Annotated in this window: 16 protein-coding genes; 8 read left to right on the top strand and 8 right to left on the bottom strand. The window is 41.1% G+C overall.

The window, feature by feature from the left end; translation table 11 throughout:
• Position 1: 1 nt before the first annotated feature.
• Positions 2-1,135, bottom strand: coding sequence for a DUF4856 domain-containing protein (locus tag AAG807_RS16715; protein WP_341906415.1), 1,134 nt, complete (start codon positions 1,133-1,135; stop codon positions 2-4).
• Between the two features lie 87 nt (positions 1,136-1,222).
• Between AAG807_RS16715 and AAG807_RS16710 the strand changes: the two genes are divergently transcribed.
• The 5 genes from AAG807_RS16710 (at position 1,223) to AAG807_RS16690 (ending at position 4,051) form a co-directional block, all read left to right on the top strand.
• Positions 1,223-2,029, top strand: a complete 807-nt coding sequence (locus AAG807_RS16710) for a hypothetical protein (protein WP_341906413.1) — start codon at positions 1,223-1,225, stop codon at positions 2,027-2,029.
• 124 nt (positions 2,030-2,153) lie between these two features.
• Positions 2,154-2,552, top strand: a complete 399-nt coding sequence (locus AAG807_RS16705) for a DUF1987 domain-containing protein (RefSeq protein ID WP_341906411.1) — start codon at positions 2,154-2,156, stop codon at positions 2,550-2,552.
• Between the two features lie 81 nt (positions 2,553-2,633).
• Entirely contained in the window at positions 2,634-2,879 is a 246-nt protein-coding gene (locus AAG807_RS16700; RefSeq protein ID WP_341906409.1) for a hypothetical protein, read from the top strand.
• Positions 2,876-3,496: an OmpH family outer membrane protein gene (locus tag AAG807_RS16695; protein ID WP_341906407.1), complete on the top strand. Its 621-nt coding sequence runs from the start codon at positions 2,876-2,878 to the stop codon at positions 3,494-3,496. Before AAG807_RS16700 ends, AAG807_RS16695 begins: the two co-directional genes overlap by 4 nt.
• 3 nt (positions 3,497-3,499) lie before the next feature.
• Positions 3,500-4,051, top strand: a complete 552-nt coding sequence (locus AAG807_RS16690) for a DUF4924 family protein (protein WP_341906405.1) — start codon at positions 3,500-3,502, stop codon at positions 4,049-4,051.
• Between the two features lie 76 nt (positions 4,052-4,127).
• Here the strand turns inward: AAG807_RS16690 and AAG807_RS16685 are convergent, their stop codons facing one another.
• From AAG807_RS16685 to AAG807_RS16670, 4 genes are all read right to left on the bottom strand, one after another.
• Positions 4,128-4,904, bottom strand: a complete 777-nt coding sequence (locus tag AAG807_RS16685; RefSeq protein WP_341906403.1) for a GH25 family lysozyme — start codon at positions 4,902-4,904, stop codon at positions 4,128-4,130.
• A 57-nt stretch (positions 4,905-4,961) separates the two neighbouring features.
• Entirely contained in the window at positions 4,962-5,678 is a 717-nt protein-coding gene (locus AAG807_RS16680; RefSeq protein WP_341906402.1) for a hypothetical protein, read from the bottom strand.
• A gap of 46 nt (positions 5,679-5,724) precedes the next feature.
• The gene (locus tag AAG807_RS16675; RefSeq protein ID WP_341906400.1) at positions 5,725-7,137 is read right to left on the bottom strand and encodes a glycosyltransferase family 39 protein; all 1,413 of its coding nucleotides are present in this window, start codon (positions 7,135-7,137) and stop codon (positions 5,725-5,727) included.
• A 202-nt stretch (positions 7,138-7,339) separates the two neighbouring features.
• Entirely contained in the window at positions 7,340-8,233 is an 894-nt protein-coding gene (locus tag AAG807_RS16670) for a 3-hydroxybutyryl-CoA dehydrogenase (protein ID WP_341906398.1), read from the bottom strand.
• A gap of 188 nt (positions 8,234-8,421) precedes the next feature.
• Between AAG807_RS16670 and AAG807_RS16665 the strand changes: the two genes are divergently transcribed.
• Positions 8,422-10,260: a carboxylesterase family protein gene (locus tag AAG807_RS16665; protein WP_341906396.1), complete on the top strand. Its 1,839-nt coding sequence runs from the start codon at positions 8,422-8,424 to the stop codon at positions 10,258-10,260.
• Positions 10,261-10,331: 71 nt separating this feature from the next.
• Here the strand turns inward: AAG807_RS16665 and AAG807_RS16660 are convergent, their stop codons facing one another.
• From AAG807_RS16660 to AAG807_RS16650, 3 genes are all read right to left on the bottom strand, one after another.
• The gene (locus AAG807_RS16660; RefSeq protein WP_341906394.1) at positions 10,332-11,192 is read right to left on the bottom strand and encodes a DNA-binding domain-containing protein; all 861 of its coding nucleotides are present in this window, start codon (positions 11,190-11,192) and stop codon (positions 10,332-10,334) included.
• Positions 11,185-12,108 (bottom strand): DUF692 domain-containing protein, encoded by a 924-nt coding sequence (locus AAG807_RS16655; RefSeq protein WP_341906392.1) that lies wholly within the window; start codon positions 12,106-12,108, stop codon positions 11,185-11,187. Before AAG807_RS16655 ends, AAG807_RS16660 begins: the two co-directional genes overlap by 8 nt.
• Before the next feature lie 98 nt (positions 12,109-12,206).
• Positions 12,207-14,261 (bottom strand): ferritin-like domain-containing protein, encoded by a 2,055-nt coding sequence (locus tag AAG807_RS16650; protein WP_341906390.1) that lies wholly within the window; start codon positions 14,259-14,261, stop codon positions 12,207-12,209.
• A gap of 356 nt (positions 14,262-14,617) precedes the next feature.
• Here AAG807_RS16650 and AAG807_RS16645 point away from each other — a divergent pair, with 356 nt between their 5' ends.
• Both AAG807_RS16645 and AAG807_RS16640 read left to right on the top strand, forming a co-directional pair.
• Complete coding sequence (locus tag AAG807_RS16645) at positions 14,618-19,813, top strand: T9SS type A sorting domain-containing protein (RefSeq protein ID WP_341906388.1); 5,196 nt, start codon at positions 14,618-14,620, stop codon at positions 19,811-19,813.
• Positions 19,814-19,925: 112 nt separating this feature from the next.
• Positions 19,926-20,558 carry a hypothetical protein gene (locus AAG807_RS16640; RefSeq protein ID WP_341906386.1) on the top strand — a complete coding sequence of 211 codons (633 nt, stop codon included), beginning with the start codon at positions 19,926-19,928 and terminating at the stop codon, positions 20,556-20,558.
• Positions 20,559-20,663 lie beyond the last annotated feature (105 nt).

Genomic DNA, 20,663 nt, shown 5'->3' with positions numbered 1-20,663 from the left:
TTTAATAATTTGCGTCGATAGTCGCTTTGATTGCATTGACGTCATTTAAAGTCAACGACCATAAATTTCCGTTAAAATCTGCCAACAGATTATCCACTTCAGTAACCGACATTTTACGTGTTTCGGTAGGTGCAAATCGCAAAGAGTAAACAAATCCGTATGCCTCAGATAGTACGTGAAGGTATTTTGCCTGATCAGTTCCGTAATAGCTTGTAGCCTGAGTCAAATAATGCATTGCTTGGTAAGCTGCAATTTTCTCCCACATTTCACGAATTGCAACGATTGCCGCATCACGGTCTGCAAGCACGTTATTTGAAATTGCCGCTCGACCTTTTAGAAAACTACCCATCATGACCTGGTTGGAATTCAATACCGCATTCTGAGAGTTACAGTATTTACCCCAAAAAGCAAGTGACGGTGCAGTAGGGAAGTTGGTAGGAACATTCAAATAACCAAAGGCTTCGTCCCAGTAATGTTCCAGAGTGGTATAAGTTTGTCCGGAAACCGGAGTTGTATTGTCAGCATTCATGTTTGCAGAACCCAAGTAAACATTCAAAGCCTGATATTTAAAAACGGCAGCCATAATTGATTTTTCAATTAGTTCTGATTTTTCGAATCCGTTAGCATCAAACAAATAAGTAGATGCCCCGGAAGTTAAGGTTCCCGCTTGACCGTTTACTGCTGCATTCATATAAGAATTACTTGCAACAGCAATGTCCTGAAGGTGTGCAATGATTAGTGCTGTATCAATGATAAAACATTTGTCTCTTAAATTTCTGGAAGAAGTAAAGGAGAAATTTCCGTTTCCATTTCCGTTAGTGTTGGCGAACATGTCTTTTAAGACTTGAGCTGAAATCACCTGTGTCGTTCCTAAATCGGCATATTGGACCATTTCAATCAACTGATTGATACGATCTGTCTGTCCTGCGTAGTTCACTGTTGACTGTCCGCTTGAATTTGTAAACGAATAGGTTGTCGGGATTGTATATGTGAAATCGTAAGTACAGCTTCCATCATCTTTTTTAGCTTTTGAGCTGTAATTTGATGCGGTAGGATCTGTACACCCACTTTTCTTGCACGATGTAAGAGGAGTTAATAGTGTGCAAATTGTAAGGAAATAAAGGAAAGTTTTCATAAAACTTAATTCTAAATTTAGATTCGGGTGCAAAGTTAGTTTTGGGAGTCTCGAACAACAATACCCTAAAAAAGGTATTTTTGATTTATGGATGCAAAATACATAGTTGCTGATTCCGGAGGTTCATCTACAAACTGGGGAATTGTCCTGAAAAATAATGAGGTCGTATTCATTCAAACGGGCAGTTTGCATCCGAAGTATGCGCTATCTGCGGATTATCCGATTGGAAAGTTGAAAGATCAATTCAAGGAAATGAATCTGCCGCTCTATTTTTATGGTGCAGGTTGTTCCAGTGAATCCGTTCAAGCTGAAATGAGAACGCTTCTATCGCAACTTGGATTTTCTGAAGTGACTATTTACCCGGATACCCTGGCTGCTTGCAGAGCACTTTATGGGAATAGTGCCGGATGGGTTGCCATATTGGGAACCGGTTCCATTTTGGTCCGATACGATGGTTCGAATGTAATCGATCGAGTTGGAGGATACGGTTCGTTGATCGGAGACGAAGGAAGTGGATTCTATTTTGGCAAATTGCTCGTTCAATACCTGCTGAGAAGTGAACAATGGAAAGAAGAGTGGGTAGCCGTTTTTGAATCGCGCTCATGGATTCTTTCAAAATTGGCAAGTTCCGATGCCCAGCACTGGATTTCCGGATTGGGTGAGAAAACTTCCGCTATGGACTTCCGATTCCTGCATGAAGAAAATGCCCGGCTTTTTGTTGAATTGTATTGCAGCCCGGTTCCCGGATTGGAGCAGATATCATTTGTCGGGTCTTACGGTTACGCACAAAAAACGGTTTTCAAGGAAGCATTCGAACAGGCTGGAATCCAGATGGGAGAGGGAATAGCCAGTCCTATCAAGGATTTGGTGAGTTATTATCAAATGAATGAATAGTCAAGTTGTTGTTAACTTTTGACAATTGATACAGAGGAGTTTAGTCGAAAATATTAAATCTTTCGTAGAAAAGTATCTTGTCGTTTGGAAAATAATTCACAACTTGCAGGAGCGAAAGTGAAAAATGGACACATTATTAATTCAGGCAACTGCTCAAACCCCCTTGGTAAATTTGAATCCTGATACAGGAATCATGGAAATTAGAGGTCGTTCGATTCCGGATGATCCCGAAGCTTTTTGGGGTGCAGTATTGACATGGTTTGATGGTTACATGGCGAATCCGATTGAAGAGACACTTGTAAGAATTGACTTGGAGTATTTTAATATTACTTCTTCAAAACGCATTCTGTTTTTGCTTTACAAATTGAACGAACTGGTTGATTCCGGAAAGAAAGCAAAAGTGGAATGGTACTACAGACAATCCGATGAGGATATGTATGAAGTAGGTCAGGATTATGCTTTCATGGTTCATGTTCCGTTTGATTTCCGTGAGTATACGGATAACGATTTAGTGGTAGCTTAAAAACAGACTTCCCTTATTTATTTTTCATTTATCGGTTAGAAAAAGCCCCTCTTTTTCCAATTTCATTATTTTTGTGCAATTATGCGTGTAATAGCCGATATACCTCATGCCCGTTACAAGATTCAGATTTTCTTGTATAATGCAAAGTACTTAGTGAAGATCGAATTAGGTCAATTCGAACAGACATTTAAAATCGCCGAGTCGGATGTGAATGGGTTGGAAGAGCTGAAACGCATGATAACAGATCAATTATTACAGAACTCACTTGAACGGTTTATTTCCATGAGATCGGATTGGGAACAAGCATTTAAAAACAAAGAAATATGAAATTAGTACACTTCATCGCAACAGGTTTGATTTTAGGATTAACAACGGTTGCTTGTTCGGATAAAAAAGACTCAGACGCGGCTGCAAAGACGAAAGAGGAATCGGCTCCGGCAATTCCAACTGTTGATTCGAAAGGATTGAAAATTGCGTTCTATTATTCGGATAGTTTGAAGGATGGATTTACTTATTATAAGAACGAAGATGCCCGTATCACAAAGAAAGGGGAGGCTTTCCAAAATGAGATGTTGGGGAAACAGCGTCTTTTGGAGCAAAAAGCACAGAATTACGAGAAATACATGCGTGAGGGAACATTAACCGGTTCCGATATGCAGAATATGGAAAATGAAATCATGCGTATGCGTGAGCAGTTGATGAATCAGCAGCAAACAAGAGGTGCACAATTGGAAAAAGAAACCAATGAAGCATTGACTGTCCTTTCCAAAAAGATTGAAGTTGCAGGAAAAAAATACTGTGAGAAATATGGAATTGATATCTTGTTGATCCACGGTCAAGGTGGACAGATCAATTTCATTAATGATAAAATGAACGTAACCCAATCATTCATAGACTTCTTGAATCACGAGCAGGAAATTATGGATAAGGATTTGGGAAAATAAGATATGCTGATAGCCCAACAGAAACTTAACGAGAACATCGCTGAATATATTTTATACATGTATCAGATTGAAGATCTGATCCGTGCATATCAATTCGACCTTGATCGTATTGTTAAACAAGTAGTGGAACCCAATCTTCCGGATCGTGCTTATTTGGAGCGCTACAAGGAATGGTATGCAGGATTGATCCGGGATATGAAATCCGAACGGATTATTGAAGCAGGACATCGCCTGGAACTGCAGGATGTGTTGGTTGAACTATCTTATTTGCATAATTCATTGCTCACAGTAGTCAATGATGAGAAATACCGGACCCTTTATTCGACAGCTCTTCCATACATTGAAGATTTTATCGAGCACTCCAATCTGAAAGGGATGAATCACCTGGAAGTTTGTTTCCATGCACTTTACATGAAGCTCTTATTGAAATTACAGAAGAAAGAGATCAGTCAGGAAACAGAAGAAGCCTTTGATGCCATGCGCGTTTTATTGGCGTATATCACACGTTCGTACCATCAGATGAAAACAGGAGAAGGGCAGTACTGGAATAATTAACCCTTCGACTTCGCTCAGTGTACTTAGATTCTATGATCAGTTAAAAAGGTGACTGAGCGTAGTCGAAGGCAACTTTTTAATAAAGTTCTTGTTTACTCACATTCAAATCCACCATTCCCGAAATTCCGGGTAATCTTCCGGTTTCTGAAAATTGCCAATGAAGTACCTCGCGATCAGTCATGTATTGAGGTTCCCGGCTATATGCTGCAATCCAAAAATGATATCCTTCCATTTTTCCACGAAATTTCGTTTCATAAAAACTGAGTGAAGTGTAGATAATGGGTCTTACTCCGGTGGCTTTTTTGACCTCTTCACACCAGATTAATACTTTTGCTCTCAGATCCTCATCCGAAAAACCTTCGTCTTCCACATCAATTACCGGAGGCAGGTCGATGCTTCTGATTTTATAGACAGAAAGAAAATGTGCTGCTTGCGGTCTTGGAAGCGATTTCGGATTGAAATAATGATACGCGCCGTTTGAGATCCCGTGTTTATTCAGATATTCCCTGTTCCGCTCCCATTGTGTGTCGAGATGATCGGAGCCTTCCGTGACTTTGCAATAAACAAAATCAATGATCGTGTCGAATCCTTTTTCATTGAGCAGTAAATCCCAATCAATTTCTCCCTGATGATGCGACACATCCAAACCGACACTTTTATAACCCGGTGGAATAATCTCGTGGAAATGGCTGGAAGTTTGAATCATTCCGTTGGTTTCGTACCAGAAATAGAAGAATGCCAGCACTCCGACAGGAATTGAAATCCAAATAAAGAATTTGCTTTTGCCTTTCTTGCTCGACGATGATTTCTTTCTTGGAGCCGCTTTTTTACGGGGTTGTCTTCTTTTTGCCATTCGGCGACTAAATTACGTTGAAAAAGCTTATTGAAGTCGGGTTAAAGAAAGAAAGTATCAAATGCGTATCCCAAAATAAATCTTCAAAAGATTCGGATTTCTTGTAGCAGATGAGCGATCATCCCTGAAGAGAAAATTGTTGTCATAGGCAATTCCAAATATTCCGATAACAGGAAGACTTCCCAATCTTCGTTCTACATTTGCTGCCAGTCTGATTCCAAAATAATTAATTTCATCTTCACTATTTGGTGTCGCAGAAATACCAAACATCAATGCCGATGATAGATTAATAGAAGTTAATTCTGAAAGATGAAAAGGAACCTGACATCCCATATATCCCATGAAGTTAATGACATTTTTGTTGTTGTAGCTCTTATCCATTCCGACAGTTGTTCCGGTAGGACTAGGTTCAGGAACCGGTTTACTTTTATATGATTTTTGAGCATATAATTCAAGACCAAAGATTCCGTAAACACGATTTTTATAGATATCACCAATGCGTAGATTGAGTCCGTAATGAATGACTTGTTTTTTGGGGAGGTAGTACCTTTGAGCAGAATCAGCAATGAAAGCAGTTCCAACTTCAATTCCAAATTGAACATAGCGCATGTTTTGCGGAGCATGCCTAACGATGAAAATCTTATTGGTGTCACTCGAGGAAACCTTGACTGGTTTCGTTCTGACTGGTTTTGACTTGACTTTTGGACTGATGATTTGTCCGAATGCAAGCGCGTGAAGAAAAGTGAGTACGAAAAGGGTGATTATTTTTTTCATTGATTGATTTGAAAAGTTCAGCAAAAATAAAGAATTATACGCTAAATCAAAGTTTGTAAACCACCCAATCCTTAGTGTTCAGAACCACGGGAAGCTCCAAATACAAATCACCACCTAAGTAACGTTTTAACACCACAATATACTTACACCCTTTTTGTCGGATCTCTTTTCGGAATGATGCGCTCAGAAGTTCATCATTACTGGCTACCCAACCTTTTCGGTGTGCGAAGTATATCGGAGTTGGATTATCAATGGTATTGACCGCGATCAAATCGGATCGTTTGGAGAATTGGTCCAGATCGGTCTCCAATTTCACAAATGCCAACTCATGTTCTTTCAATCGGAAGTCATGCAGTTGATTGAGCGTTCCCTCCAACATAATTGCAGCCAGAATAACAATTTGTACGAGATTCTTTTGAAATCCGGCAACTCCATAGCCTGCAACCAAAGCCATAATCGGAACAAATGGAATAATGTAGTAGGAGTGATGCGTAAAGGTGAAACCAGCCTTCAAAGCAATCACCAGGAATGCCGAAAAGCCAAGCCCAAGAATCCAAAAAAGCAATTTATTTCCCTTTTTGAAGGCGAAGTATATTCCAACAAGAAATAGTCCGAATCCGATAAATTTCAAGGCGGAATCGTAGAAATGCTTTAATCCGTCGCCCAAATTATCAACGAGTTCCTTTGCGCCGATGCTGATTGGTTTTCCCATGAAAAAATGCCAGAATTCATATTTTTCCACCAAATATGGAACCCAGCTGAAATACCACCAGGCGATAGGTGCCAGTATGATTCCGCCGGTGATGAAAAAGACGATCTTGAGATGGATAGCTATCTGTCTGTTGAAGATGAAAAATGCATAAAGGATGAGTATGAATCCCGCAGGAAGTTTAGCTAAAACACCTAAAAGTGTAAAGAAAGCGAAGAGCAGTAGATTGAGCCACATCCGTTTTTTATCCTCGAAGAAACATGCGGCATAATAGAATCCCATAATAACCAATGAAGTGGCAAATGTATCGGGCATGATTTTACGGCTATAGGCAAACCAAATGGAAGCCAGTAAGATGATGGAAGCATTAAAGGCCGTTTCTTTGGTGAAATACCGTTTCAGAAGTCGGAAGAAAAACCAAATCCCGAAACTGCTCACGATGAGGTTGATCAGTCGGCCATACCAATGTTGATAACCAAAAACCTCCGATACCAGATAATCCAGATAATTCAGCAATGGAAATTCCATTCCGGTAATTCCCGTTTTTTCGCCGGCGAAATCGATTTTCGGATAAAAAATATTGGAAGAACCTTCGTAGAAATTACGCGTCACCATTGTTCCGGTGGTTTGTCGCCAGTTGTGGGCAACTTCCAATGGAGGGTTGGTAATCCCGTACATGCGGATCAGGAAGAACAGGATGATCCAGAACCGAATGTCTTTAAATAGGGGAAGAGCGAAGAATGATCTCACGTGTTTTCTTTGATGCTCGCTAAGTTAGGAGAAAAGTTTGAAATGCCTTGTTTCAAGATTTTTCTAAGTAGGAAAATTGCAATGAAGAGATATTTGAACATCGCAATATTGCGATGTTCAAATATCTAGATTTTCCAAAACACAAAAAAGCGGAATTCCTTTTCAGAACCCCGCTTTCAATGAGTATTCAGATCTTTTTGAATTACTTTTTTGCAAAATTCGGAGCAACAACCAGATCTTTTGTTCCATGTGTCCAAGAGTAGAATCCTTCTCCTGTTTTCACTCCTTTTTTACCGGCAGTGACCATGTTTACCAATAAGGGACATGGCGCATATTTCGGATTCCCGAAACCGTTGTGCAACACTTCCAAAATTGCCAGGCAAACATCCAGTCCGATAAAGTCAGCTAATTGCAATGGACCCATTGGATGAGCCATTCCTAATTTCATTACGGTATCGATTTCTTCTACGCCTGCAACTCCTTCATACAAGGTGTAAATTGCCTCGTTGATCATCGGCATCAGAATTCTGTTTGCTACGAATCCCGGGTAATCATTCACTTCAACAGGAACCTTATTCAGTTTCTTGGAAGTTTCCATGATCAGGTTCGTAACCTCATCCGTTGTGGAATATCCTCGGATGATCTCAACCAATTTCATTACCGGAACAGGATTCATAAAATGCATTCCGATCACTTTTTCCGGACGATTGGTAACCGAAGCGATTTTCGTGATGGAAATGGAGGATGTATTCGAAGCAAGGATTACGTTATCAGCTGTCAGCGTATCCAATTGTTTGAAGATGTTCAATTTCAAATCGACATTTTCCGTTGCCGCTTCAACCACTAATTCAACACCTTTCACACCTTCTTCCATGGAAGTGAATGTGGTGATGTTAGCCAAAGTAGCTGCTTTATCAGCTTCCGTGATTGCCTCTTTCGCAACCTGACGGTCCAGGTTCTTAGTGATTGTCGCCAATCCTTTGTCCAATGAGGCCTGAGCCACATCGATCAATGACACTTTATATCCAAATTGTGCGAACGTGTGGGCAATTCCATTTCCCATTGTTCCTGCACCAATTACTGCTACGTTTTTCATGAAGTGAGTTCTTATTTTTCGTGTGCGAAGATAGTGAAAGTTTAGCGCGGAAAGAATAAGTTTACATAAGAAAGAATTTGCTTTTTGTATTAAACCTTTTCGTTTTTTGTGTATCTATACAGTTGGAAATGTAGCGTTCATGAGTATAAAACGACTCCAATTCTACTACGGATTAAATAGACTCCATCATGATGAAACTAATAGTGTCCATACTTTCTTTTCTAACAATCACTAGTGTAAAAGGACAAACGATAACGACTCAATTTGGTCCAATACAAGGAAATATGAATGGTTCGGTGTACCAGTTCCTAGGTATTCCTTTCGCGAAACCACCTGTTGGAAATTTGCGATGGAAAGCACCCGAAAATCCTACAGCATGGGCAAGTGTTTTAAACACAACGAGTTTTGCACCTGTTTGTCCGCAAAAAAGTTTTGATCAAGGCGGAACTAATGGAACAGTCATTGGGAATGAAGATTGTTTGTACCTGAATGTTTGGTCACCAGAGGTGAATACGGCAAATCTTCCGGTATTGGTATTTATTCACGGTGGTGGAAACCAGCAGGGGAGTGCTTCTGAAGTGAATGGTGGAACGGAAATGTTCTTTGGTAAAAATATGGCAGAACGTGGCAATGCGGTTGTAGTGACCATTCAATATCGTTTGGGACCACTTGGGTTTTTGGCACATGCAGGTTTGGAGCCGGAAAATGTACAAGGAACATCAGGAAACTATGCAGTTATGGATCAGCTGTTGGCTTTGAATTGGGTAAAGAATAACATTTCACAGTTTGGTGGTGATACAACCAAGGTGATGATTTTTGGAGAAAGTGCAGGAGGAATCAATGTGGGGAATTTGTTAACCACTCCGCTTGGAAATGGACTTTTTCAGCGTGCAATTATTCAATCTGCAGTGCCAATGATTAGTGATTATTCCACTGCGCGAAACAACGGAACAGCTTATGTAGACAGCTTTATTGTGGTCGGGACAGATGTGCAAAAAATAGCATATATGCGCTCTTTGCCGAGTGATTCATTAGTGAAAGATGAGGAGCCTCCAATAAGTGGAGGGGCAGTTGGCTTGACTTGGCAAGCAGTCGTGGACAATCATGTTTTTTTTGATTTACCAATGAATAGCTTCCAGTCGGGGAATTTCAATCACGTACCACTAATCATTGGTTCCAATTCGGAGGAAATGAGTTTATCCGCGCCGGCAACGGTTTTTCCATTGATGGTTTCAGCATTGATAAGTGGGTATGTTCCAACTCCTTTACAGGCGCAAGCTACCGCTTTGTATCCTCCTGGTTCAAATACCACGGAGGCACGTGTTTCATACATTAATTTGTTGACAGACGCACAGTTTACAGCTACAACAAGACGTGTGGCAGCTTGTGTGAGTATGAATCAATCAGAACCGGTGTTCCGTTACTTTTTTACACATAAACACAGTGTTGCGGCACTCTCATCTTTTGGGAGTTATCATGGGATGGAACTGTTTTACGTTTTCAATAACTGGGAAAATGCAACCCTTGGAAGCGGACCTTTATTTAGTCCTCAAGATGATTCGGTACAAAATGCGATGCTTCAATATTGGGTAAATTTTGCTAATACAGGAAATCCAAATGGAGCAGGTTTGGCAACATGGTCGGGATATCAAAGTACAACAGATTGTTATTTGGAAATCAAAGCAACCTCAAACGGAACTCAATGTGGCCTGCGAACAGCAGAATCAGATTTGTGGGATGAGACGATTAATTATACACCTTGTACCTCTTCGCTAGGAATCGAATCACTTTCAAAGGATTTTAGTTTCAGTATATTTCCGAATCCAACCTCAGGTAAAACTCAATGGAATATTCCACTAGAGTGGAATTATTTCGAGGTACGAATTGTTAACCCATTGGGGAATCTAATTTTCAAAGGGGAAAACAGTTCAGTTATAGATCTTACTGATCAATCAGAAGGGATTTATTTTATCACAATTGAATCAGAGAACCAGCAATTTTCAGGAAAAATCATCAAAAACATGTAATTGTTAGTCATTAACTCTACTTGCTTACAATGAAAGTTTGGTGTTGAAAAGATAACTTTATTAAGAAACCTTTAAGCTTCAACAACCAATCCCATTTCAATAGCGTTGGGTAGCCAAAGACAAATCATGCTCAATAAATCCGCTTTGTCTTGTAAGGTTTGAAGACTGGTATAGTGAATTGCTTCTTGCAAATCTACCAGCCGATTTTGAGATTGGAGATAGCTCAGGAATTGAAACTGCCAATCATTGATTTCATAAAATTGAATTTTGAAATTCAGGCGTGATACTGCGAGATAAGTTGTTTGATATTCCGGAATAACTGGTTCTTGCTCTTGCATCAATTGCCGGTAAAGTTCAACTAAAGGCATTTTTTGAATCACCAATTGCAAGGCAGGATGTGCTTGAATAGCCGTTTCTGAACCGGAGAAAAAAGAAAAGAAACTCAATGATGGAATTGATGGTTTCCCTTCGGTTCCTTTGCTAAGGATAGCTGATAAACGTGCTCTTTCCATGCGAACCAACTCTGCCGGAATGTCATAACGAATTCTGTTTTCAGGATCAATCTTTTCTGCTGCCGGGCGCGTAAGATCTAAGAAATCGGCATAAGCGGCCGTCAGATCAAAGAGCGAATAAGATTGGGATGGATGTTGTAAAATGTATGCTCTCCCGAACATGTCAAAGAGGGAAGGTCCCCAAAAAGCATAAAGGGAAGGTAAATCAGCTTGCATACATTCCAGTAAACGCAACATGTATCCGGTGGCATAAATTCCAAGTCGTGTTTCAGCAGAAACCCTTTCGTCGCTTTTGATTAATTCATAGGCCTTTAACGGCGAATTTTTCTCTGCATGATAAATTTTCTCAGGGATATGTCCCGGACTTACCAATACGGTTTTGAACCAGTTTTGAATTTGTGAAATTGTTTTCTCACTCATAGGGTTGGGTCAATTGATGAGAAACAGGATTGGAAACGGTTTCATGTTTGGATTGAAACAAGGGAGTATTGGGAATATTTCCCTGAATAACTTCTTTGGCTAAATGCAATTCTTGAATCAATTCGGGGAAAGCAGGAATGTTGGCATCCCATTCTAAAAGAGTCGAAACACCACCGGTTAAGTTATGCGCCAATTGGTATAATTTCCAAACCTCACCGGGTACAGGATTGTCGTGTGTGTCTACCAGATAAAAACCGCAATCCGTTGGACCTGCCAGGTGAATTTGTACAATCCGGTTTGCGGGAATGTTACGAATATAGGTTTCTGCATCGAATCCGTGATTGGTTGCGGATACAAATACATTATTCACATCGAGAAGTAAGCCACAGTCTGTTCGTTTGGTAAGTTCTGAAAGGAATTCCCATTCTGTGATAGTGGAGTGATTAAATTCCAAATAAGTAGAAGGGTTTTCAAGAATTAAAGGTCTTTTTAAGAAGTCTTGTACTTGAAGCACGCGTTCTGAAACATGGTTCAAACTTTCTTCTGTAAGTGGTAATGGCAATAAATCGTGAGTATTTGTATGTGCAACACCTGTCCAGCATAAATGATCTGAGATCCAGTTTGGCTGTATAAAGTCTGCTAATTCGTTGACTTTTTGAAGGTATTTGAAGTTGATTGGATCGGTACTTCCGATGGACATGGAAACGCCGTGCATCACAACCGGTCTTTGATTTCGAATGTGTTCCAGAACATGACGACCCAATCCAAAATTATCCAGGTAGTTTTCGGTAATGATTTCAAACCAATCTACTTGTGGATCGTTTTGCAGCAAGTAATCGTAGTGTTGACTTCTTAAACCAACTCCCAAACCTAAATTCGGGAATCCCATTCTAGGAAGACTTTTTTGTTGATCCATTTTGTTTCGGATTAAAAAATAGTGAAAAGCTAGTTGATAAGAAGGCGACCGAACGGAGTCAAAATCCCGTTCGGCTACCTTTTTGTAAGTTTTTAATCCTAGGTCGAAGGAGGGAATGCTAAACGAATATCGTTTGGAGCAGGTTTTGGTGGAACAGGTTTTTTCTCATTGTTCAACACCGCTGTGTAAGCATCCCACGCCACATCATGCACCAATTGTCCTTTCTGATAAGTGTATTTGTCAGGCAATGGAATACTCGACCAAGTTCCGTCTGCATTTTGTTCGAATTTAAAGAATTCCATTTGACCTTTCGGATCAGGATACATTTGAGAAGCTGAGATTGGAACTGCACAACCACCGAATGCACGACATTTATTATCTGCCGGAGCACCATAAGTTGTTGCTTTCGAACCGCAAAGTACATTTCCTGCAGCAACTGGTCCGCGAAGTGTTTTACTACCACAACTTGGTCCTCCGCAGCTTCCGCCTCCGGCAGTCGATTGAACAAATCCGCAACCACCTTCTGTGCGGCATTCATTTGAACCGATACAAGTATGATAAATAGCCGGAGAAGCACATCCCCAATCTTGAACAGGTGTGTTCGGATCAAGTGTCATTCCCTGACAGGCATGGTATAATGTATTTGATTTTTTAGCAGGAGGAGCGATGGATAAATCGGGTGCTTTTCCAAAAAGTGCCCAACAAATCGACATGCGATCTCCCGTTCCACTCATTGCCGGCATTGGGAACTTCGTTCCGGGAACATTCCAGTAATCGTTCAAAACAGTCGTCATTCCGGAAATAGAACCTGTCGCTATTTGACTGAACAATTCGTAATTCTTTTGCCAAACCAGTGCGTCTGCTGAAGGAGTGAGGTTGTTCATTGCCGTTGCAATTTGATCTGCTGTTGGCAATTGCGGATAATTTTTCAGGTTTGCTTCATAATCCGCTTGATTCTTAATCAAATCACTCGCATTCCATCCTTTATTTTTTTGATGCCATTGATCCCATGTTTGGAAATCCGATTTTTCAATCAATTGCTGAACCGCCTGGAATATTTCAAAGTGATCCATTCCACCGTTTACTCCTCCACGTGCTGTTGCATCAGCAGAAGTAGGTAATTCTACTCCAACATCCGAGTAGCTAGGGTAGTCTGTTGCAACATTTGCCTCATCCGGTTGGTATTGTCCCTGAACCGCTTTCAGCATTTGAATGTGTAAGCGCTTTTGAATTTCGCCAACTACACCACTTCCTTCTCCTTGGTCTGTGATTCCGTTGATCATGTCCATTACTTGAAGTAAAGGGTGTTTTTCGGAAGTAGGATCGATTTGGACACTCATCTTCGGATATTGTGGAGCTGTACTTGGTCCGCTATTGAAAATGTCTTGTTGAATGGAATTGGGATCGTACATTTTATCCCATAAGTTTTTCCCATCGGTGTATTCAAGGGATAAGTATTCCCACAAGCACATGTACATATGACCGATCGTTCCGAATAATGGAAGATCCGCTTCTGTGCTAGTGCTTTTCCAGCCAGCGTAAGGAACTGTTGGTGAGTATTTACTTTTCCAAATAGCAGGATCTACATTTTTTTCTGCATTGTATTCCGTTTCTTCGATTGCTAAAAACAAGCGAACCTGAGTGGAATTCATAGAGTCTAATTTTACTTTCAAACCGTAGAATTCACTGTCTTTCTTCACATCTTTCAAATCGATCACATGTGGAATGATGGTTTTGTCGTCTCCGTAACAATTCCAACTGTGATCCGGGTTTTGCAACATAGGACTAGTGAATGTGGGAGCATGACCTACTGCAGTACAAATGTTTGATGCTAACTGTAAATGCAGCATTTCAGCAATAAAGACACTGAATACTTTGTTGAAAACGTCTTGGTTTGTGGTAAGAGAAGTGTCTGTTTTACGCGTAGTAGTTAGTCCGGGCCATAAACGACCTTGATAAAAGTTGTTTCCGGCTCCATTGATTTGATGCATTCCATAAACAGAATACAGGGAAGTCATGTAGAGGGGAATGGTAAATAATTCGACGTTTACCGCGGCTTGAACCATGGCATTAACTGCCGCCTTATCCGCATCCAAATTTGACAAATCGCGCTGCTTCAGAGCCGGATTGTCACTAAATAAATACTTATTCATGAATAGATTTTGTTTAGGATGCTGCAAAATTGCAGTTTTACAGCAATAGTGAATAATGAATGAAGCAAATCTAATTAAATTTTCATAACAAGTGCATTTGCCTGAATTTCTTTCAATAGTTTAAAAAAGATCTAACTATTTCCTGTGTTTAGGTATTTAATATGAGTTCGGTATCAGATTGTGATCCTTAACTCTCGTTATTTAGCTCATAATGCCGAGTTTCATGAAAATCAAATACTTCTCTCCAAGTTCCGAATTGTTTTTGAGCTAACTGAAAATTAATTGTTATTTAATTTTCATTGAAACAGGGGGGGCTTTATTATGTCTAAATTTGAATTGAATTTTAGCTACTACTTATGATTGACCTGATTTTTTCAAGGAAGTTTTTCTTCTCTGTCTTTTTTCTATTGACAAGCCTTACCTTGAGAGCCTCTCACATGGCAGGTTCAGAAATTACCTATACCTGTATTGGACCCAATCAATACCAGGTTAAACTAGTGACTTACAGAGATTGCAGCGGAATTAGCGCAGATGCGAGCACTATCATCAATTACAAAAGTGTTGCCTGTGGAGTAAACGCCTCCATCCAATTAAATTTACAGTCAACAGTCGATATTACTCCAGTCTGTAATTCTGCTGTGAGTACTTGTTCCGGTGGGACAGTTCATGGAATTGAAAAATTGGTTTATACAGGAGTGTTAACCCTACCCAATGGTTGCAGTGATTGGATTTTAAGCTACGATCTTTGTTGCCGGAATGGTTCGATAACGAATCTTTCTACTCCGGATAGTGAAGATATTTATGTTCAAACAACACTTAATAATGCACTTGGATCGTGCAATAGTTCTCCTCAATTTGCATCCGTTCCACAATTGTTCGGATGTGTGGGGAATACCATTCATTTTCAACAATTAGCCTCAGATCCTGATGGGGATCAATTGGTTTATTCCTTGATAAATGCCAATTCCAATCCGGGAACTTCTGTTGGTTATAATTCCGGATATAGCGGGATTAGTCCATTTACAGATCCGGCAACAATTAATTCAACTACAGGAGAATTAACCGTTACTCCCAACGGACCACAAATCGCAGTCATTTCTATTTTGGTGCAGGAATACCGAGGTGGTATTCTAATCGGATCAGTAGTCCGTGATTTGCAGATCAGTATTTCCAATTGTACCAATGCCTTACCGAATGTTGGAGGTATTAACGGTGTTGCAAATGATTATGATATTACAATCTGCGAAAATTCTGCTACTTGTTTCACGATAAATCTTACAGATGCAAATACAGGTCAACAACTGACCATTTCAAATAGCAACTTACCGGTAGGGGCAACTTTCAGCGTTATTGGAACAGGAGTAAATAGAACAGCAACAATTTGTTGGACTCCTTCTTCAGGTGATATCGGGATACATTATCTGACCATTAATGTAGAGGATGATGCCTGTCCATACGTGGGTGAGAATTCAAAAGTAATTACACTTAATGTTATTCCAAATCCCAATCCTTTAGTAAATGCAGGACCAGATGTGACTATTTGTGCGGGTTCGAGTACTGTTTTAAATGCAACGAATACAGGAAGTATCACCTCACTGGTTTGGACACCTCCAACGGGATTATCTGGTACCAGTACTCCAAGCGTTACAGCTTCTCCGGGATCTACAACAAGTTATACCGTTTCAGTAGTGAATACGGATGGATGTACCTCTTCTGATGTGGTACAAGTTACCGTTGCAGCTGACCCTGTAGCTACGATTTTTCCAACAACTATTTCTGCCTGTGCAAGTTCGACGGTGCTGTTAACAGGAAATACGAATGCAACCGGAATGAACTTCCAATGGTTTAATCCTTCGATGGTCAGTTTGGGTACTGGAACTCTATCCCCAACTTCTTCTTCTTTACCTATAACGGCTCCCGCTACTCCGGGAACATATATCTACACATTACGGGTAACGAATACTATTACAGGTTGTTCATCTGATGCAACCATGACAGTAGTTGTTGGTTCGCCTCCTGCATTGGCAAGTTGTGTGAATATTTATGTTTCTACTACTGGTAGTTCTGGAAATCCGGGTACTCAAGCTAGTCCCACTTCTTTGCAAAATGCATTAGCTATGGCGCAGTGTAATAATGCAGTCATCAAGTTGGCAACAGGAACTTATACGATTAATGCACCGCTCTATTTGGGAAGTTATTTAACACTTGAAGGTGGATTTGATCCAACAACCTGGGTGAAGACGAGTTTAGCGGGAGCAACCACCATTACACGAAGTACTGTTGCTCCTGAAGGAACGGCCGGCGCTCAGCGCTTAGTCGCATTTTATGGGAACAGCGCAGTTGGTTTCCGCTTACAGGATTTAACGATTACTACAGCAAATGCCAATTCGCCTGGTATGTCCACCTATGGAATTCATTTAACCAATTGTTCGAACTACAATATGGTACGCACGCAAGTTTTGCCAGGAACAGCATCAGCTGGTGCCTCTGGTACGGCAGGAGTTGCAGGAAATGCGGGAAGTAATGGAGGGAATGGTTCAGCCGGAGATATTGATGATCAAGAGGATGCAGGCGGTGGTGGCGGCGGCGGCGGCGGTGCTGGAACCACACTTGGAACAGCTGGAGTAAATGCAACTGGAAATTATAATGCAGCAAATAACTGTTCAATAACAGGAGGTAATGGCGGTACTGGCGGTACTACGGCTGGAAATGGAGGAAAAGGTGCAAATGATGCAAATGGTTGCGGATGTTGTGCAAATGGAACAACAGGTGTTGCAGGTTCAGTTTCAACTTCTGCTCAAAGTGGTGGAGGTGGAGGCGGAGGTGGTTCCGGAGGCGAAGAAAATGGTTCCGGTGGAGCCGGTGGAGCTGGTGGCGGTGTCGTATCAGGTTCAAATACTGCAGGCGGCGGCGGCGGCGGTGAAAGTGTTGATGGCGCTAATGGTGGAAATGGAGCAGGAGGAACGGCCGGAACGGCTGGAGCAGCAGGGACAGCTGGAACGCATACTGCTGGGTTTTGGGTTCCTGGTGGAAACGGTGGAAACGGAACTGCTGGAAATGGCGGTCAAGGTGGAAAAGGCGGCGGCGGTGGCGGCGGTCAAGGTTGTACATTTTGTATTGATGGTTCCGGATCCGGCGGCGGTGGCGGTGGCGGTGGCGGCCAAGGTGGAAATGGTGGAACCGGTGGAACCGGAGGAGGTGCATCATTTGGAGTTTACTTATTAACGAATGGAACCGGGGGGAATATTATTCAATCGCGCGTAATAGCAGGAACTGCCGGAGCTGGAGGAACCGGAGGAGCAGGTGGTGCAGGTGGTGTTGGTGGTACTGGTGGTTTAGGAAGTCCTTATGGAGGTTCTGAAGTTGGTGGCGGAGGAAATGGCGGAAACGGCGGAAACGGTGGGGCCGCTGGAAGTGGAGGAGCTGGTCAGGCAGGTGTTTCTATTGCTGTTCACTTACAAAGCGGAACTGCTTTAGCAACGAATGTCAATAACTTCAATTTACCCGGACAACCTACTATTACTGTAACGAATGTCAATTGTACCAATACGAATGTAACTTATACTGCTGCTGCACCAGCAGCATGGGATTTTGATGTGGTGACAAATTTTGCAACTCCTGCAACAGCGGGGGCAGTTAGTCCGACAATTACTCAATATTCAACCATCAATAGATACAGCGTTTCCATGGGAGCGAATACCTATACCGGGTTTCACAATATTGCTTTTGACGGAGGTCTGACTCCTCAAATTACAACGAATGCAACCTTGGTAGCAACAGATGTGTACCAATTATGTGTAGGCTCGTTTGCGAACTTCCAAAGTGTGTATTTCGCAGACAGCTATATCTGGAATTTTGGTGGAGCCATTGCGAATCCGGGATCTGTTCAGAATGTGAACGCACAATTCAATACACCGGGATATTATACCATTACATTGACTTTGGTAACTGATTGTTGTGGACCATCAACTCCTAAGACTATTTATTTACATGTGCTCCCTATTCCCGCAGTTACTGCTTCAGGAGCGACGAGTGTCTGCGCGGGAAATGAAGTTACTTTAACAGTTAATGGATTTAATCCTGCAACCAATATTTTGACTTGGAGTCCAACTGGTTCGATCATTTCGCAAACAGGAAATACGGCAACTGTTTCACCAACAGGTAATGTAACCTATAACGCAACAATTACTTCTTATCAAACGGCCGGTGGAAATACCGTTCAGGGATGCCCTGTTACATTGAATTTCCCGATTACAGTTCAACCAAATCCATTGGCAAACTTAACTTCGAATGCAGTTTCATGCGGTAATAACGGTTCAGTAAACTCAACTCCAAGTCCAGCGGGTAATTACAACTTTGCCTGGTCAAATGGGAGTAATGTAAATACAGTTCCAAGTTCAAGTATTACCAACCTTGCTCCCGGGAATTACTCGGTAATTGTAACGAATACCTTAACAGGTTGTACCGATACGGCAGCAGTGAATGTTTACCCGACAAGTGGACAACCAAACTTATTTGTTACAGCAAATACGCCAGCTTGTGAAGGAAATTCAAATGGTGCTGCAACTGTAAATACAATGGGAGGTACTCCAACTTATACGATCAACTGGAATGGAACAAATTATCCGAATACGGCGACATTAACACAAACGAATCTTCCCGGAGGAACTTATCCGGTTTCTATAGTAGATAATAACGGATGTATCTCCAACTCATCGGTAACGATTCCGGAGTTGCTTGCACCGGATTACACGATTACAACCAATTCTCAGCCTTGCGCAGGATTGGACGGGATTTTTTATATTTCCGGAACAGATGGCGCAGTTTTGACTTATAATTTTGGAGGAGGAAACAGTACAATCGTTCTAAGCCACCATGATCAGGAGATTATTATTCCGGGGATTATGACCTCACAGACCATGTATTTGGTTTCTGTGAATGGCAATTGCTTGGTTCCATTGACTTCAAGTGTAACACTAGTGGTTGATCCATGTGGATTGGGAGTATCCTTGACAGCATTCAATGCAGCTTGTACCGATCGGATCATTGATTTCTCATGGACAACTGAATCGGAATTCAAGAATGATTACTTCACATTGGAAGGAAGTATCGATGGAATTAATTATCAACCGATTCAACAAATTGCCGGAGCCGGTACAACCAATGAACTTCAGTATTATTCAGTGAAGTTCGAGCGAACCAATCCGAACATGATCTATTATAGATTGAAACAAACTGATTTGGATGGAGCAGTGACAACTTTCAATCCGATAAGTGTGGAATGTGAAATCAGTGAAACAGAGTTGTACTTGTATCCGAATCCTTCCAATGGAAGTTTTGTAGCTGTTTTGAACTTGAAAAACTTATCCAAATCAACGACAACGCGCATTATGGATATAACCGGAAGAGTGATTCGAACACAAGAGGTTCCCACTTCTTCAGGAATGAATCAATTGTATATTCATGCAGAAGATCTTCCGAGAGGTGAATACTTCCTGGAAGTGATTCCGCAAGGTAAAGAAGCATTGATTGAACGATTTATTATTCAATAAAGCATGATTCATAGAGCACAGTCGGGGCTAAAAATTTTTAGCCCCGACTGATATTTTGAAGAAGTTAGAATTAAATAATTTATTAATTTTAGTACCCTAACTAATATTCATTATGGCTGAAAACAATTCTAACGGAACGGTGTTCCAAATCAATTTTGTAAACAATTCGAGTAATTCCGGAACCTTTATGGTTTTCCAAAAAGATCCCAATATGGCAATGCCGGGAATTAACTCCTTAGCTTGGATTACCAAATATGCGAATCCCAAGACGCAAGGTTTCTTTTCCTGGACGATCAATTACAACTTTTCATGGATGGAAAGTGAGTCGATTACTTCTGGAATTACTTCGGGAACATCCCAATCCCTTCCTGCCGGCGAAGGTTTATTAACCATGAACGGGATTACGCTTACTTACGACAAAGGCTACAGCTTTATTGATCCGGTTGATCAAACTCCTGAGGGAAGTTTGTATATCAAGGAAGATGGTACGATTCCATTGGATCGTGCTTCAGTTGGTATCGGGATGTGTGGAGCTCCGACTTTTATGATTCAGGCGCAACCGAATATGGAATTGGTTTTTACTCCAACTCCGGAATATTGGATTGCTTTCGGTGATTTCACACAGAGCCAAGTCATTAATGTTCAGGAAATGACGAATAGTGCTCAGGTATCATTTCCTCCGGGAATTACAAAGATGAATGCAACATTGAATGAAGACAATAGCTGGACAATTATTCCGGATTGAGAAATCGAAGTCTAAAAAATAGTTTAAAGCAAAGAGCGTCTGCCATAGTAGACGCTCTTCATTTTTTACGCTAAATTTTTCAGGAAAAGGATTCGTCAACTGTAC

Source organism: Fluviicola taffensis DSM 16823, from assembly GCF_943372375.1.
Lineage (GTDB): Bacteria > Bacteroidota > Bacteroidia > Flavobacteriales_D > Crocinitomicaceae > Fluviicola > Fluviicola taffensis_A.
This window is presented reverse-complemented; position numbering and strand designations above follow the sequence as displayed.

What these genes read in the sequence shown, in the direction of transcription:
- AAG807_RS16715 (WP_341906415.1), bottom strand. Translation starts at nt 1,135, where the DNA reads ATGAAAACTTTCCTTTATTTCCTTACAATTTGCACACTATTAACTCCT.
- AAG807_RS16705 (WP_341906411.1), top strand. Translation starts at nt 2,154, where the DNA reads ATGGACACATTATTAATTCAGGCAACTGCTCAAACCCCCTTGGTAAAT.
- AAG807_RS16655 (WP_341906392.1), bottom strand. Translation starts at nt 12,108, where the DNA reads ATGGATCAACAAAAAAGTCTTCCTAGAATGGGATTCCCGAATTTAGGT.
- AAG807_RS16685 (WP_341906403.1), bottom strand. Translation starts at nt 4,904, where the DNA reads ATGGCAAAAAGAAGACAACCCCGTAAAAAAGCGGCTCCAAGAAAGAAA.
- AAG807_RS16700 (WP_341906409.1), top strand. Translation starts at nt 2,634, where the DNA reads ATGCGTGTAATAGCCGATATACCTCATGCCCGTTACAAGATTCAGATT.
- AAG807_RS16645 (WP_341906388.1), top strand. Translation starts at nt 14,618, where the DNA reads ATGATTGACCTGATTTTTTCAAGGAAGTTTTTCTTCTCTGTCTTTTTT.
- AAG807_RS16670 (WP_341906398.1), bottom strand. Translation starts at nt 8,233, where the DNA reads ATGAAAAACGTAGCAGTAATTGGTGCAGGAACAATGGGAAATGGAATT.
- AAG807_RS16640 (WP_341906386.1), top strand. Translation starts at nt 19,926, where the DNA reads ATGGCTGAAAACAATTCTAACGGAACGGTGTTCCAAATCAATTTTGTA.
- AAG807_RS16690 (WP_341906405.1), top strand. Translation starts at nt 3,500, where the DNA reads ATGCTGATAGCCCAACAGAAACTTAACGAGAACATCGCTGAATATATT.
- AAG807_RS16680 (WP_341906402.1), bottom strand. Translation starts at nt 5,678, where the DNA reads ATGAAAAAAATAATCACCCTTTTCGTACTCACTTTTCTTCACGCGCTT.
- AAG807_RS16695 (WP_341906407.1), top strand. Translation starts at nt 2,876, where the DNA reads ATGAAATTAGTACACTTCATCGCAACAGGTTTGATTTTAGGATTAACA.
- AAG807_RS16665 (WP_341906396.1), top strand. Translation starts at nt 8,422, where the DNA reads ATGATGAAACTAATAGTGTCCATACTTTCTTTTCTAACAATCACTAGT.
- AAG807_RS16660 (WP_341906394.1), bottom strand. Translation starts at nt 11,192, where the DNA reads ATGAGTGAGAAAACAATTTCACAAATTCAAAACTGGTTCAAAACCGTA.
- AAG807_RS16650 (WP_341906390.1), bottom strand. Translation starts at nt 14,261, where the DNA reads ATGAATAAGTATTTATTTAGTGACAATCCGGCTCTGAAGCAGCGCGAT.
- AAG807_RS16710 (WP_341906413.1), top strand. Translation starts at nt 1,223, where the DNA reads ATGGATGCAAAATACATAGTTGCTGATTCCGGAGGTTCATCTACAAAC.